Origin of the sequence: Pseudomonas sp. PONIH3, from assembly GCF_002934345.1 — a bacterium.
GTDB classification, from domain to species: domain Bacteria; phylum Pseudomonadota; class Gammaproteobacteria; order Pseudomonadales; family Pseudomonadaceae; genus Aquipseudomonas; species Aquipseudomonas soli.
Genome location: NZ_CP026386.1, coordinates 5,912,346 through 5,927,154, shown reverse-complemented (window position 1 = coordinate 5,927,154; position 14,809 = coordinate 5,912,346). Strand labels below are relative to the sequence as shown.

The window sequence follows — 14,809 nt, the reverse complement described above, 5'->3', positions numbered from 1 at the left end:
GCGCTATGGAATTCACCACTCAACACTTCATCGCATTGGCGCCGATGCTGATCACCACCATCACCACGGTGGTGGTGATGCTGGCGATCGCCTGGAAGCGCAACCACTCGCAGACCTTCCTGCTGTCCACCGTGGGCCTGAACCTGGCCCTGCTGTCGATCCTGCCGGCACTCAAGGTTGCACCGCTGGCGGTCACTTCGCTTGTGACCATCGACAAGTTCGCCTGCCTGTACATGGCGATCATCCTGGTGGCCACCCTGGCCTGCGTCACCCTCGCCCACGCCTACCTCGGCGAAGGCTCCAAAGGTTTCCCGGGCAACCGGGAAGAGCTGTACCTGCTGCTGCTGATGTCGGCACTGGGCGGCCTGGTGCTGGTCAGCGCCAACCACCTGGCCGGCCTGTTCATCGGCCTGGAGCTGCTGTCGGTGCCGGTCTACGGCCTGGTGGCGTATGCGTTCTTCAACAAGCGCTCGCTTGAAGCCGGCATCAAGTACATGGTGCTGTCGGCCGCCGGCTCCGCCTTCCTGCTGTTCGGCATGGCCCTGCTTTACGCCGACGCCGGCAGCCTGACCTTCGATCAGCTGGGCAAGGCCCTGGCCGCCACCAGCATGCCGAGCCTGCTGGCGCAGTTGGGCCTGGGCATGATGCTGGTGGGCCTGGCCTTCAAGCTGTCGCTGGTACCGTTCCACCTGTGGACCCCGGACGTGTACGAAGGCGCCCCGGCGCCAGTGGCCGCATTCCTGGCCACCGCCAGCAAGGTCGCGGTATTCGCCGTGGTCGTGCGCCTGTTCATGCTCTCCCCCGCCGCCAGCAGCGGCGTGCTGAGCACCGTACTGGCAGTCATCGCCGTGGCGTCGATCATCATCGGCAACCTGCTGGCGCTGACCCAGAGCAACCTCAAGCGTCTGCTCGGTTACTCGTCCATCGCCCACTTCGGCTACCTGGTCATCGCCCTGGTCGCCAGCAAGGGCCTGGCCCTGGAAGCCATGGGCGTGTACCTGGTCACCTACGTGATCACCAGCCTCGGCGCCTTCGGCGTGATCACCCTGATGTCCTCGCCATACGCCGGCCGTGACGCCGACGCCCTGTACGAGTACCGCGGCCTGTTCTGGCGCCGTCCGTACCTGACCGCGGTACTGACCGTGATGATGCTGTCGCTGGCCGGTATCCCGCTGACCGCAGGCTTCATCGGCAAGTTCTACATCATCGCCACCGGCGTCGAGTCGCACCTGTGGTGGCTGGTCGGCGCCCTGGTGATCGGTAGCGCCATCGGCGTGTACTACTACCTGCGTGTCATGGTCACCCTGTACCTGGTCGAGCCGAACCTGCGTCGCCACGACGCCCCGCTGAAGTGGGAACAGCGCACCGGCGGCGTGATGCTGCTGGCCATCGCGATCCTTGCCTTCGTGCTGGGCGTGTACCCGCAGCCGCTGCTGGAGATGGTGCAGCAGGCTGGATTGCAACTGATCGGTTGATCGGCTGACAGCAATACAAGACACCCCGCCTCGGCGGGGTGTTTTTTTGAGGTCCTATAGATCGTCCCCTGTGCTTCGGCTGCCCTTTGCAGCGTCAGACTCCCGCACCCGATCTGGAACCCCGTCCCCATGCGCCCCACCCTGCCCTACTCCCTGCTGGCCCTGTTCGTCGCCGGCACCGCCCAGGCCGCCAACCGCGTCGAGCTCGACCAGGTGCTGATCCAGGACCATCAACAGTCCGAGCTGGAAGCCGCCGCCGATCACCTGCGTGATATCCCCGGCGCCAGCAACCTAGTGGACATGGACAAGGTGGGCCAGGGCCGGGTGGCGACCAATCAGGATGTGCTGGCCTACCAGCCGGGAGTGTTCGCCCAGTCGGCGGGCAACGACGGCATCAAGCTGTCGATCCGTGGTTCGGGCATCAACCGCGCGCCGGGTGCCCACGGCTCGGGCGTCTACACGATGTTCGACGGCCTGCCGCTGACAGGCCCCGGCGGCACGCCCTATGAACTATTCGAACCGCTTTGGCTGAGCCGCGCCGAAGTGCTGCGCGGTGCCAACGGTTTCGACCAGGGCTCGCTGGCCCTGGGCGGCGCGATCAACTACGTGACCCACACCGGCTACGATGCCGCGCCTTTGCAGGTGCGCTACGAAGTCGGCAGCCGTGGCTACCAGCGCCGGCACATCAGCTCCGGGCAGGTGCTGGGCAACCTCGACTATTACGTAGCGCTTACCGACGCCGAATACGACGGCTTCCAGCGGCACAGCAGCGGCAGCGCCAAGGGCATCGCCGCCAACGTCGGCTATCGCTTCAATCCGAATCTTGAGACGCGCTTCTACCTGCGCTACCGCGAGACCGAGAACGACCTGGCCGGGCGCCTGACCAAGGATCAGATCAAGCACGATCCGCGCGCTGCCAATCCAGTGTATCTGCGCCGTGACGCCAGCCGCCCTCAACCTGGTAGCACCTGGCTGGCTAACAAGACGACGTTCTATCTGAACGATGACTCACGCCTTGAAACCGGCCTGGTCTATCACGACTACCCCATGGACCTTCGCGAAGGCGCCAACCGTCTTAAAGTTGCCTACACCGATGTAAGCGGCACACTCAATTACCATCGCCGCGATACGTTGTTCGGCCACGAAAGCAAAACCACCATTGGCTGGAGAACCACCAAGCACCTTCCCAACAGCGGTGCATCGGAGTTCGTTCGTGTGCAGGAAGCTGGCAACGCGCCACTCGCAGTTGGCGAACGAACCCGCGATTTCAGCTATCAGGGCTCCGATACCGTCCTGCATCTGGGCAACGACCTTGAACTGGTGCCGAATCTCTGGTTGACCACCGGTCTAGCGATGATCTACACCCGCCGTGAAAGCGATGTGACCTACCCTACTGTTGGCGGCAAGGTCAGCCAGCATGACTGGGACTATGCGCCTCGGCTCGGACTGCGCTACGACGTCCGACCTGACTTGCAGGTCTACGGCAATCTGAGTCGTTCGGTCGAACCACCTCATCCCTGGGCGCTCATCTGGAGTTCGCCAAAGGTAAAAGGCCAACAGTTCCAGACGCAGCCAATTGAAATGCAGAATCAGACTGCCACAACGCTTGAACTGGGCGCGCGTGGCGACTCGGTAATCGGCCGTTGGGACTTGGCTTGGTACTACTCTCAGGTACGGCACGAATTGCTGACTGTCGAGATCGAACCGACCGTCACGGGCGAATTCAACGCCAGCCCCACCGTGCACCAAGGCATCGAAGCCGGCCTGGACAGCCTCCTCTGGGAACAATCCGGCACCGGCAAGCTCAGCCTGCGCCAGGCCTACACCTTCAGCGATTTCCACTACCGTGACGACGACAAGTTCGGCGACAACCGCCTGCCCGGCATTCCCATGCACTACTACCAGGCCGAACTGCGCTACGACTGGCCGAGTGGTTTCTACGCCGGAATCAACACGCAGATGGCGTCCAAGGTGCAGGTTGACTACGCCAACAGCTACCACGCCGACGCCTACGCACTGCTCGGCGCACGCTTGGGCTGGGATTCGCCCAAGCGCGACTGGCAGACCTGGCTCGACTTGCGCAACCTGACCAACAAGCGTTACGCGGCGACGGTGACCCCGGGTTACAACGATGCCGGGCAGGACATCGCCCGCTCGACGCCGGGGGAAGGGTTCGGGGTTTATACCGGGGTTTCCTACAGCTTCCGGTGACCCCGGGGGCGCCTTGCGCCCATTCAAGACGGCAACTGCACCTGCGGCTTGGTCGAGGCAAAGATCGCCCAGCTGGAAATGAACAACGCCGCGATCAACGGCCCGATCACAAACCCGTTGAGCCCGAACACCGCCAACCCGCCCAGGGTCGAAACCAATACCAGGTAATCCGGCATGCGCGTGTCCTTGCCCACCAGAATTGGCCGCAACAGGTTGTCCACCAGGCCAATCACCAGCACCCCGAACGCTGTCAGCACGATCCCCTTCCACAGCGCCCCGACCAGCACGAAGTACACCGCCACTGGCGCCCAGACGATCCCCGCGCCCACCGCCGGCAGCAACGACAGGAACGCCATCAGCACCGCCCACACCAGCGCGCTGGGGATATCCAGTATCCAGAAGATCAAGCCACCCAGCGCACCCTGGGTGATCGCCACCAGAAGGTTGCCCTTGACCGTGGCCCGCACCACGCGCTTGAACTTCAGCTGCAGCCGGCGTTTCTGCTGCTCGGGCAGTGGCACCGCCTGGCGCACCTTGCGCGCCAGCTCCGCCCCCTCGCGCAGGAAGAAGAACAGCAGGTACAGCATGATGCCGAAGCTCACCAGGAACTCGAAGGTGCCCTGGCCGAAGCTGAAAGCCTGGCCGGCAAGGAACTGGCTGCCCTGGGTCGCCCACTTGGTGATCTTGTCGCGCAGGCCATCGAGGTTGCCCATGCCCATGCGGTCGAGGAAATGCTGGACATAGGCCGGCAACATATCCTTGCCCCGTTCGATATAGCCGGCGATATCCAGCTGGCCACTCTCGATGCGCTGGTACAACGCTGCCCCCTCCTGTACCAGCAGGGCGCTGATGATGATCACCGGCAGCACCGCCACCAGCAGGCAGGTGGCCAGGGCCGCCGCCGTGGCCAGGTTGCGTCGCCCGCCACAGCGCAGCAACAAGTGGCGTTGCAGCGGTGCGAAGAGAATGCCGAGGATCACTGCCCAGAAGATCGCGCCGGAATACGGCAACATGATCCAGATGAAGGCGATGGTCACCAAGGCCAACAACACGGTCAGGGCTTTGTTCTGCAGGACGGTCTCGTTCATCGGCGTTCCTCGTGGGCTCAACCATTTAGTGCACAGCGCATCGGTAAAAGTGCCGTTGATCCAGATCAATACCTGCACGGCGGCGCCGACTTAGCATCCGCGCCTTTTGCCCCCGGTGCGCACATGACCTCTTCCGCCAAGCCCGAACTGCTCGCCCCCGCCGGCACCCTCAAGACCATGCGCTATGCTTTCGCCTATGGCGCCGACGCGGTCTACGCTGGCCAGCCGCGCTACAGCCTGCGGGTACGCAACAACGAGTTCGATCACGCCAACCTGTCCCTCGGCATCCAGGAGGCCCAGGCCCAGGGCAAGCGCTTCTACGTAGTGGTCAACATCGCCCCGCACAACGCCAAGCTCAAGACCTTCCTCAAGGACCTGGCGCCGGTGATCGAGATGGGTCCGGACGCGCTGATCATGTCCGATCCTGGGCTGATCATGCTGGTTCGCCAGCACTTCCCGCAGATGCCCATCCACCTCTCGGTGCAGGCCAACACGGTGAACTGGGCCAGCGTGAAGTTCTGGCAGGGCATGGGGCTGACCCGGGTGATCCTGTCGCGGGAGCTGTCGCTGGAAGAGATCGAGGAGATCCGCCAGCAAGTACCAGAAATGGAACTGGAGGTGTTCGTGCATGGCGCGCTGTGCATGGCTTACTCCGGACGCTGCCTGCTGTCGGGCTACCTGAACAAGCGTGATGCCAACCAGGGCACCTGCACCAATGCCTGCCGCTGGAAATATGAGGCGACCCCGGCCACCGAGAACGCCACCGGCGACATCGTCCGCGAATTCGAACCCACGCTGGGCATCGGCGCCCCCACTGACCAGGTATTCCTGTTGCAGGAGTCCAACCGTCCGGGCGAAGAAATGCCGGCATTCGAGGACGAACACGGCACCTACATCATGAACGCCAAGGACCTGCGCGCCATCCAGCACGTCGAGCGCCTGGCACAGATGGGCGTGCATTCGCTGAAGATCGAAGGCCGTACCAAATCGCACTTCTACTGCGCCCGCGCCGTGCAGTCCTACCGCCAGGCCATCGACGACGCAGTGGCCGGGCGGCCATTCGACCGCGGTTTGATGGTCAACCTCGAATCCCTCGCCCAGCGCGGCTACACCGAAGGCTTTCTGCGCCGCCACGTGCACGACGAGTACCAGAACTACCAGCGCGGCAATTCGGTGTCCGAGCGCCAGCAGTTCGTCGGCGAGCTGACCGGGGTGCGCGTGGACGGCCTGGCCGAAGTGAAGGTGAAGAACCGTTTCGCCGTGGGCGACCATCTGGAACTGATGACTCCGCGCGGCAACTACCACTTCGACCTGCACCGCCTGTGCGACCGTCAGCAGCAGGCCATCGAGGTGGCGCCGGGCGATGGCCATGTGGTCTACCTGCCGATCCCCGAGCAGGTGTCCCTGGAATTCGGCTTGCTGATGCGCGACCTGGAAGGCGCCGAGGCCGCTGCCTGACAAATCTGTAATCCACGCCTCAGGTGGCTGACAGGCGCTGGCGGCAAGGATGGTGGCAATTTCGTAGCGAGAGCACGCCATGCCACCGACTCCAACCCGCCGCACCTTCGTCAAGGGCCTGGGCGCCGCCACCGCCCTGGCCGGCCTTGGCCTGTGGCGCCCGCTGGCCCAGGCAGCAGAGGGGCGCTTGCCGCTGCACGACCTGAGTGGACAGCAGTTCGAGCTGTTCATCGGCCAGACCCCGGTCAACATCACCGGCCGTCCGCGCACCGCGCAGACCATCAACGCCAGCCTGCCCGGCCCGCAGCTGCGCTGGCGCGAGGGCGACACCGTCACCCTGCGCGTGCGCAACCGCCTGGACCAGGCCACCTCGATCCACTGGCACGGCATCATCCTGCCGGCCAACATGGACGGCGTGCCGGGCCTTAGCTTCGCCGGCATCGAACCTGGTGGCGACTACCTCTACCAGTTCACCCTGCGCCAGAGCGGCACCTACTGGTACCACAGCCACTCCGGCTTGCAGGAGCAGGCCGGCGTGTACGGCGCCATCGTCATCGATCCCCGCGAACCTGAGCCGCACAGCTACCAGCGCGATCATGTGCTGCTGTTCAGCGACTGGTCGGACCAGGCGCCGGAAGCGCTGATGGCCACGCTGAAGAAACAGTCCGACGCCTTCAACTACCACAAGCGCACGGTGGGTGACTTCATAAACGATGTCGCCGAAAGCGGCTGGCGCAACACCCTCGACAACCGCTGGGCCTGGGCGAAGATGCGCATGAGCCCCACCGACCTCGCCGACATCAGCGCCGCCGGCTACACCTACCTGCTCAATGGCCAGCCACCGGACGGCAACTTTACCTGCCTGTTCCAGCCCGGCGAGACCGTGCGCCTGCGCCTGATCAACGCCTCGGCGATGACCTATTTCGACTTCCGTATTCCCGGCCTGACACTCACAGTGATCGCCGCCGATGGCCTGCCGGTGACCCCGGTGACCGTGGATGAGCTGCGCATCGCCGTGGCCGAGACCTACGATGTGCTGGTCACCGTGGGCGACCTGCCCGCCTATACCTTGTTCGCCCAGAGCATGGACCGCACCGGCTTCGCCCGTGGCACCCTGGCCCGCGCCGCCGGATTGCAAGCTCAAGTGCCCGAGCCGGATCCACGCCCGGTGCTGAGCATGGACGACATGGGGCATGGCGGCATGGGCCAGATGGACCATGCGAACATGCCGGCGATGGACCACGGCAGCATGGCGGGCATGGACCACTCGGCCATGGCCATGATGCAAAGCCATCCAGCCAGCGAAACCGACAACCCGCTGGTGGACATGCAAACCATGGCGCCCCGCGCCAACCTGGCCGACCCAGGCATCGGCCTGCGCGACAACGGCCGCCGGGTGCTGACCTACGCCGACCTGCGCAGCCCCTACCCCGATCCGGACGGACGCGAGCCATCGCGGGACATCGAACTGCACCTGACCGGGCACATGGAACGCTTCGCCTGGTCGTTTGACGGCATCAAGTTCAGCGATGCCGAGCCGCTGCGTCTGAAGTATGGCGAGCGGGTGCGCATCACCCTGGTCAACGACACCATGATGACCCACCCCATCCACCTGCATGGCATGTGGAGCGACCTGGAAGATGAACAAGGGCGCTTCCTGGTACGCAAGCACACCCTCGACATCCCTCCCGGCAGCCGGCGCAGCTACCGTGTGACCGCCGACGCCCTGGGCCGCTGGGCCTACCACTGCCACCTGCTCTACCACATGGAGACCGGCATGTTCCGCGAGGTACGGGTCGATGAATGAGAACCGCAACCGCAGCTTCGCCACCGGTGTCGCGCTGCTGGCCTTGCTGGTCAGTGAACGGGCACTGGCCACGGGTATGGACCACATGAACCATGGCGCCATGCCAATGGATCACGGCCAGGTGAACCATGGCAGCATGCCCATGGACCACAGCCTGATGAACCACGCGGCGACGCCCCCTGACCAACCACGCACACCCTTGCCGGTAGTCAACGACGCCGACCGCCGCGCCGCCTTCCCGCCGCTGCCGGGGCATCAGGTGCACGATCGGGCAACCAATTGGGCAGTGATCGTCGACCAGCTGGAGTACCAGAACTTCGAAAACAGTGGCGCCCTGAACTGGAACGCCACCGCCTGGGTCGGCGGCGATATCGACCGCCTGTGGCTGCGCAGCGAGGGTGAACGTGAACAGGGCAAGACCCACAAGGCCGAGCTGCAGGCACTCTGGGGCCATGCCATCAGCCCCTGGTGGGAGCTGGTCGGCGGTGTACGCCAGGACTTCAAGCCCGCCAGCGGCCAGGCCTGGGCCGCCTTCGGCATCCAGGGCACGCCGCTCTACGGCCTGGAGCTGGAAGCCACCGCCTACGCCGGCGAGCGGCAGCAGACCGCGCTGCGCCTGGAGGTCGCTTACGCTATGCTGCTGAGCAATCGCTGGGTCCTCGAGCCGACCGTCGAAGCCAACTTCTTCGGGCGCAACGACGCCGGGCGCGAGCAAGGCGCGGGGCTTGCAGAAAGCGAGGTGGGCCTGCGCCTGCGCTACGAGATCACCCGGGCGTTCGCGCCCTATGTCGGGGTCAGCTTCAACCGCCTGCACGGCAACCGCGCCGAGCAGGCCCGAGCGAATGACGAGGACAGCGGCCAGACCCGGTGGGTGGCCGGGGTCCGCCTGCGTTTCTAAGGTTTGACGCCGGTCCTTTATGAGCCGCTCCTACAGAGTCGGCGCTGATCAACCAGATATGTCTAGTTTCACAGGAGCTTCACCATGCTGCGCAAACACCTGCTCACCCTCGGCCTGCTGGCCATCACCGGCCTGGCCCAGGCCGCCGAGACCATCGACGTCTACCGCGACCCCAACTGCGGATGCTGCAAGGAATGGATCAAGCACCTGAGCGACAATGGCTTCACCGTCAACGACCATGTCGAGCCGGACATGAGCGCGGTCAAGCAGCGCCTGGGCGTGGCGCCACGCCTGGCCTCGTGCCACACCGGGGTAATCAACGGCAAGTTCGTCGAAGGCCATGTGCCGGCCGAGCAGGTACGCCTGCTGGCCAACCGCGCCGACCTCAAGGGCCTGGCCGTGCCCGGCATGCCCATGGGCTCGCCGGGCATGGAGATGGGTGACCACAAGGACGCCTACCAGGTCATCGGCGTGACCCAGGACGACCGCGACACCGTGGTCGCCATCTACTGATGCTCGGCCTTTGGGCGCTGTTCCTCAGCGCCTTCGGCGCCGCGACCCTGCTGCCACTGCAATCGGAGGCGGTGCTGGTCGGGCTGCTGCTTCGCGACCCGCAAGCCTGGGCCACCCTGCTGCTGGTCGCCACGCTCGGCAATGTGCTGGGCTCCATCGTCAACTGGCTGCTGGGCCGGGCCATCGAGCACCTGCGCGACAAGCGCTGGTTCCCGTTCAGCGCCCGCCAGCTGGAGCACGCCCAGCAGCGCTACCAGCGCTGGGGGCAATGGTCGTTGCTGCTGAGCTGGATGCCGGTGATCGGCGACCCGCTCACCCTGATCGCCGGGATCATGCGCGAACCCTTCTGGCGCTTCGTGCTGCTGGTCACCCTCGCCAAGGGTGGGCGCTACATCGTGGTGGCGATGGTCACCCTGGGCTGGTTTCATACTGGGTAACACCTTTCACGGCGGGTAACCGCCAGCGGCTGCTACAGTCGCTCTTTCCCCAACTGGACGGAGTGCTGTCATGCTGCGCGCAACTGCCCTGGCCCTGGCCTGTCTGATTACCGGCGCGGCCATCGCCGCCGAACCGCCAACCTACGGCAAGCAACTCGAAGGCTTCGCCTACCCGTATCCGTTGCAGCACTTCGACTTCCAGTCCCAGGGCCAGGCCTTGCAGATGGGCTACATGGACGTGCCCGCCAAGGGCACGGCCAACGGCCACAACGTGGTGCTGATGCACGGCAAGAACTTCTGCGCCGCCACCTGGCAAACCACCCTCGATGCGCTGAGCCAGGCCGGCTATCGGGTCATCGCCGTGGACCAGATCGGCTTTTGCACCTCGAGCAAACCCGCACATTACCAATACAGCTTCCAGCAACTGGCCGACAACACCCATGCGTTGCTGGCCAGCCTGGGGGTGAACAAAGCCATCGTACTCGGCCACTCCACCGGCGGCATGCTCGCCACTCGCTACGCCCTGATGTACCCGCAGCAGGTGGAACGCCTGGCCATGGTCAATCCCATCGGCCTGGAGGACTGGAAAGCCCTGGGGGTGCCCTATCGCACCGTGGATCAATGGTATGCCCGGGAGCTGAAGCTCGACGCCGAGGGCGTGCGCAACTATGAGCGCGCTACCTACTATGCCGGGCGCTGGAAGCCCGAGTACGAACGCTGGGTGCAGATGCTGGTGGGGCTGAACAAGGGCCCGGGGCACGAGGCGGTGGCATGGAATTCGGCGTTGATCTACGACATGATCTTCACCCAGCCGGTGGTGCACGAGTTCAAGGACCTGAAGATGCCGACGCTGTTGCTGATCGGTGACCAGGACACCACGGCCATCGGTAGCGATATCGCCACCCCCGAGGTGAAGGCCATGCTGGGCAGGTACAAGACCCTGGGACCGCAGGTGGCCGGGTTGATTCCGAAGGGGGACCTGGTGACCTTCGAAGGGCTCGGACATGCCCCGCAGATCGAGCAACCCGAGCGGTTCCACAAGGCGCTGATCGACTGGCTGGGGCGCTGAAGCCCCAGGCCAGTGGTGCCGCTAATGTGGTGTTTTGCAAATACCACCAGTTAGTTGTGAAACACCCTACTAGGCCCCGCGAGCCACGGGCAGCGCCTCGAGTTGGCGAACGGCGGAGGTACACCTTCTCTCCAGCGTATCCGTCATCGCCATCGCCCGGAAACCTGCAAGCGGCACGGGCTCCTGCTTCAGATGCCCGAAAAGCTCGCCGAAGGTATGAGTCTGCCCCAGCGCCGTGTGCTCCAGCACCATCGCGGCGATCTTCTGCTCGGACGCACTGCCCTGCCCTACCAGCGACTCGAAATGCCCGAACAGTCGTGACAGCGGGCCCACCGGATCCTGCAGTGACCTCATCGCCGCGTGGAAGTCATCGAGCTTCGGTAGCTTGCCGTCAGCACCGAAACCGAACGTCACCTCCTTCAAAACCTTGGCAGCATCAATTGCGCCATCGGTCGGTATCTCGGTTGGCGCAACCCGCTCGATGGCCTGCGCCTGGAATGCATCGTCCAGGCCACTGGCGGCCAGTGCCGGCTCCGTAACCCGCGCCGCCCCGTTCGCCTCTTCGTTGTTGCTTGCCGCTGGCAGCGTAGGCTGTTGCGCAAACCGCTCGATGAACTGTGTTTCGACATCCTTGACGAACGCGACCACTGCGGCGGCCCCAACCTGATCAGGATCAGGGAACTCGGCGAATCGCGCGGCGAGGAATCCGACCGCTTCGAGTACCTTGCCCGCGGCCTGTCGATTACTCTGCATCAGATCTTTATTGTCCTGGGTATTCGATTCGATGAACGAAAATTCCTGGGCGAACTTGAGCTTGTTGATGCATGTATCTACCTGCAACTCAGGGACGAGGTTCCCAAGCGAGGTGATATTCGAGAACAGGCAACAGGTGCTGCGCATGATATTGCTGCCCTCCAGCTGTTGGCCGTAATTGGCCATGAACTGTTCCAGCGAGACCTCCTCCAGCTTGGCCGTTATGCCTCTGGCTTGCGACCTCGTCACCTCAGGCAGCCCATTGGCCATACCCTCGTTCAACGAACCCATCATATCCGGCGTCGACGTCGTAGCCTGGTTGGCATCCTTCGCCACACCGGTGCGAAAGCCAAGAAATTCAGCAACGGCAATGAATAGACGCATCAGGATGCCGTGTGCTAACGGCGCTTCTTGGTGAGCCAGCCGCTGAGCGGACTCGGAGGTTCTGACCTGTGCGCAGTCACTGCGCTCATTGACTGGGCTGGAGTAAAGCTGATGTACCCCACCCATGGAAATCGCGTCTGGCACTTTACAAACCTCTATCAAATTGTTGAAAAAAAACTACGCCCTGACTCACGCGCGCCTGCATGCTTCCCGGCGAGCTCAAGCCATGACCCCTGCAGCCCTGAATCCTTGGCTGTCGTTACGCAGGATCTCCTGAATGAGCTGACGCACCTGGTCGATCACTTTCGGCAGGTCATCGGTGTTGCGCTGGAACAGCTCCTTCTGGTTGCCAGCAACCGCTGCTTCAAGCTCCTGTTCCTTGGCCCTCGCATCCTGCAGCGACTTCATGGCATGGGCGATGCCGGTGCCGAACGCAGCCCCGCTTTGCGCCACGCCATTGAGTGTGTGCAGGCCAGTGTTACGGGTATCGATGCCGTTCTGCAGATGCTTGACCTCAATCCGGTTCGCGCCGATCTGCTGCTTCGAAGCCACTGCCACCTCGCCAGGCTGAGCGTATCTGGCCGCATGACTGGCTTGTTCCAGCCCCTTGATCGCGCTTGCATCCCTCAGGTTTCTGGCCATGCCGGTAGTGCCGCTGGTCAGGGTGAACATGCCCAATGCGCCACTGACGGCCGCCGAAGCGAACAGCGCGTTGCTGGCGTTTCTCATCCAGCCGATCTGCTCCTTGCCGGCCTGCACGCTGACCTCGGCCTGTGTTCTGCGCCCTTGGGCGTTACCGTCGCGCACCTGCATGGCAGCGCTGAGAATGGCCAGCAGGCACTGCACATCCTGCCTGCAGGGCATCGTCTGTGGCGCATCCAGGCCGATTTGCCCTGGCCGCTCGCCGGTCTTCTCTTGCGCTGCCGGGTTGGGCATGGCCAGCATCGCCCACAAGGGCTTCGGGGCATTGTGCCCCTTGATGAGCGATGACGGAGCTTCCACGGCGGGCGATTGATCGATGTTGGTAATAGACAGACTCATGATTGCTCCTTGATCAGGCGATGACGTTTAGACAGGCGATATCCGCGCAGGCGTTGTGGCGTGCGCTCAGCATTTCCAGCAGTTGCTCGAAGCGTTGCTGCTTCTTTGCGAGTAGTTGGTCAAGTTCCTTGGCCAGCTGCTCGAGATAAGCGTGGCCCTGCTCGAGCACCAGGCGTGTTTCGGCCAGTTGCGCCTCGCTGCGCAGCGCCAGTCCTTGCATGAACGAACTGGCCGCCTCACTCGCGCTCGACAGCGTGGCGGTCGCCATGCTGGCACCGGTCAAGGTCATCTGCAGCTTGGCTTGGGAACCTGCGCTGGCAACCGAGGCGCTCCCGCTGGAGGCCACACTCTGGATTTTCTGGCCTACCGAGAGGGCAACCTGTGCAGCCTTGCCACTCACCTTGCCGGCCAGTTTTGCCGCAACCACCGCAAGGCTGCAGCCAACGGTCAGCACCACCGAGGCAAGCGCCAGGGCGACTTCCACAGCCATCAGCACAGGCCCGAGGTATTTCATCACTTCTTTTGAGATATGCCCGTCCTCGGCCGCCTGTTTCAACGACATGGACACTATCCCCATGACGCCACCGGCGATCATCAGGGCGCCCGCCACGGCGCCCAGCCCGGTCGCAACCAGCACCGTGCCGACCACGATGGACACGATGGCCGCCGCCCAGCCGAAGACCTTCTCGAATACGCTCGCCGTGCCGGCGTCCTGGTGACGCTGGTTCACCTCTGCCAATTTCTGCGCGTTGAGCGCCATCTGCTGGCGGTTCTGCTCGGTCATCTGCCGAACCTGCTGCAAATTGAGTTCGGTCTGGCGTGCGCCCAACCGGCTCAGCAATTCAGTGAGGCGGATATCCAGCTCGGCATCGGAGATCTCTCCGGCAAGCTGCCCGAGGATCAATGCCCCGACATCGGGTACCGTGGCCAATGCCGGCTGCATGAGGTGGCCAGGGTCGACACTTTTATCGAGCAGGCCATGAAGGTGTCGTGCTGTCGCCAAGGATTCCTCAATCAACGGAGGGTCCAGCCTGATACTACGATCAGGCTGCGCTGGCATGTCCACCGGGACCCTGCCGGTATCGCCTGGCAAGCGGACGGCAGTGCCAGTCACGGGCGCTTCAATCTCGCTTGCAGCCGCGATCTCCCGTGGTTCAGCGCCAAAATGTTCAATTCGCACGGCGTGTAGCCTCCTTCTGTCGCAATGCCTCGAGCAGCGCCTGCGCCCTGCTCGCCAAGCCGCCATGTTCAACGCTCTCGGCCAAGGCCTGGGCATGTTCGTAGCCGCTGCGCGCCGAAACCAGATCACCCAGATGCTGTTGGCATTCAGCGGCATGCAAGCAAAAGCGCGGGTCCTGCGGCGCGAGCATTGCGCCGTAGGCGTAGGCCGGCAGTGCCTCCTGATAACGCTGCAACCCCTGGTAACTGGCTGCCACCCCGAGAAATGCCCGGGCGTCGTAGTGGTCGAGCGCCGCCAGCCCTTTGAACATCGTCAAGGCATCCTCCAACCGCCCCGCCTGGTAGAAGCCGAATGCCTGGGCATAGAGCGTTTCAAGCTGTGCCGCGCCAATCCCGCGTAACATGGCGAACGTGCCGCCCTCGGCGAAGAAGCTTTCAATCGCCTCGGTCTCGCTGGCATCAGCGCCTGTCGGTTGAGCTGCACTCATCAATCACC

13 protein-coding genes are annotated in these 14,809 nt (G+C 63.8%); 8 read left to right on the top strand and 5 right to left on the bottom strand.

What is annotated here, in order from left to right; all coding sequences use genetic code 11:
* The first annotated feature begins 5 nt into the window (after positions 1 to 5).
* Both nuoN and C3F42_RS27490 read left to right on the top strand, forming a co-directional pair.
* Positions 6 to 1,475: an NADH-quinone oxidoreductase subunit NuoN gene (gene nuoN, locus C3F42_RS27495; protein ID WP_038706426.1), complete on the top strand. Its 1,470-nt coding sequence runs from the start codon at positions 6 to 8 to the stop codon at positions 1,473 to 1,475.
* Positions 1,476 to 1,604: 129 nt separating this feature from the next.
* Positions 1,605 to 3,686: a TonB-dependent receptor domain-containing protein gene (locus C3F42_RS27490; RefSeq protein WP_104445139.1), complete on the top strand. Its 2,082-nt coding sequence runs from the start codon at positions 1,605 to 1,607 to the stop codon at positions 3,684 to 3,686.
* 23 nt (positions 3,687 to 3,709) lie between these two features.
* On the opposite strand, the gene C3F42_RS27485 is transcribed toward C3F42_RS27490, so the two are convergent.
* Complete coding sequence (locus C3F42_RS27485; RefSeq protein ID WP_023631352.1) at positions 3,710 to 4,774, bottom strand: AI-2E family transporter; 1,065 nt, start codon at positions 4,772 to 4,774, stop codon at positions 3,710 to 3,712.
* A 123-nt stretch (positions 4,775 to 4,897) separates the two neighbouring features.
* Between C3F42_RS27485 and yegQ the strand changes: the two genes are divergently transcribed.
* From yegQ to C3F42_RS27455, 6 genes are all read left to right on the top strand, one after another.
* On the top strand, positions 4,898 to 6,232 hold the full coding sequence (yegQ, locus tag C3F42_RS27480; RefSeq protein WP_104445138.1) for a tRNA 5-hydroxyuridine modification protein YegQ: 1,335 nt from the start codon (positions 4,898 to 4,900) through the stop codon (positions 6,230 to 6,232).
* Between the two features lie 79 nt (positions 6,233 to 6,311).
* On the top strand, positions 6,312 to 8,039 hold the full coding sequence (locus tag C3F42_RS27475) for a copper resistance system multicopper oxidase (RefSeq protein WP_104445137.1): 1,728 nt from the start codon (positions 6,312 to 6,314) through the stop codon (positions 8,037 to 8,039).
* Complete coding sequence (locus tag C3F42_RS27470) at positions 8,032 to 8,937, top strand: copper resistance protein B (protein WP_104445136.1); 906 nt, start codon at positions 8,032 to 8,034, stop codon at positions 8,935 to 8,937. The genes C3F42_RS27475 and C3F42_RS27470 overlap by 8 nt, the downstream gene beginning before the upstream one ends.
* 84 nt (positions 8,938 to 9,021) lie before the next feature.
* A complete protein-coding gene (locus C3F42_RS27465; protein WP_094011333.1) occupies positions 9,022 to 9,450 on the top strand; it encodes a DUF411 domain-containing protein in 429 nt (142 codons plus the stop codon).
* Positions 9,450 to 9,887 (top strand): YqaA family protein, encoded by a 438-nt coding sequence (locus tag C3F42_RS27460; protein WP_023629647.1) that lies wholly within the window; start codon positions 9,450 to 9,452, stop codon positions 9,885 to 9,887. Before C3F42_RS27465 ends, C3F42_RS27460 begins: the two co-directional genes overlap by 1 nt.
* A 70-nt stretch (positions 9,888 to 9,957) precedes the next feature.
* The gene (locus C3F42_RS27455) at positions 9,958 to 10,956 is read left to right on the top strand and encodes an alpha/beta fold hydrolase (RefSeq protein WP_094011332.1); all 999 of its coding nucleotides are present in this window, start codon (positions 9,958 to 9,960) and stop codon (positions 10,954 to 10,956) included.
* 69 nt (positions 10,957 to 11,025) lie between these two features.
* Here the strand turns inward: C3F42_RS27455 and C3F42_RS27450 are convergent, their stop codons facing one another.
* From C3F42_RS27450 to C3F42_RS27435, 4 genes are all read right to left on the bottom strand, one after another.
* Positions 11,026 to 12,093 (bottom strand): hypothetical protein, encoded by a 1,068-nt coding sequence (locus C3F42_RS27450; RefSeq protein ID WP_158659603.1) that lies wholly within the window; start codon positions 12,091 to 12,093, stop codon positions 11,026 to 11,028.
* Between the two features lie 219 nt (positions 12,094 to 12,312).
* The gene (locus tag C3F42_RS27445; RefSeq protein WP_104445134.1) at positions 12,313 to 13,134 is read right to left on the bottom strand and encodes a YopD family type III secretion system translocon subunit; all 822 of its coding nucleotides are present in this window, start codon (positions 13,132 to 13,134) and stop codon (positions 12,313 to 12,315) included.
* Between the two features lie 13 nt (positions 13,135 to 13,147).
* Positions 13,148 to 14,314 carry a type III secretion system translocon subunit SctE gene (gene sctE / locus C3F42_RS27440; protein ID WP_158659602.1) on the bottom strand — a complete coding sequence of 389 codons (1,167 nt, stop codon included), beginning with the start codon at positions 14,312 to 14,314 and terminating at the stop codon, positions 13,148 to 13,150.
* Positions 14,304 to 14,801, bottom strand: a complete 498-nt coding sequence (locus C3F42_RS27435) for a SycD/LcrH family type III secretion system chaperone (RefSeq protein WP_094011329.1) — start codon at positions 14,799 to 14,801, stop codon at positions 14,304 to 14,306. Before C3F42_RS27435 ends, sctE begins: the two co-directional genes overlap by 11 nt.
* Positions 14,802 to 14,809: the final 8 nt, after the last annotated feature.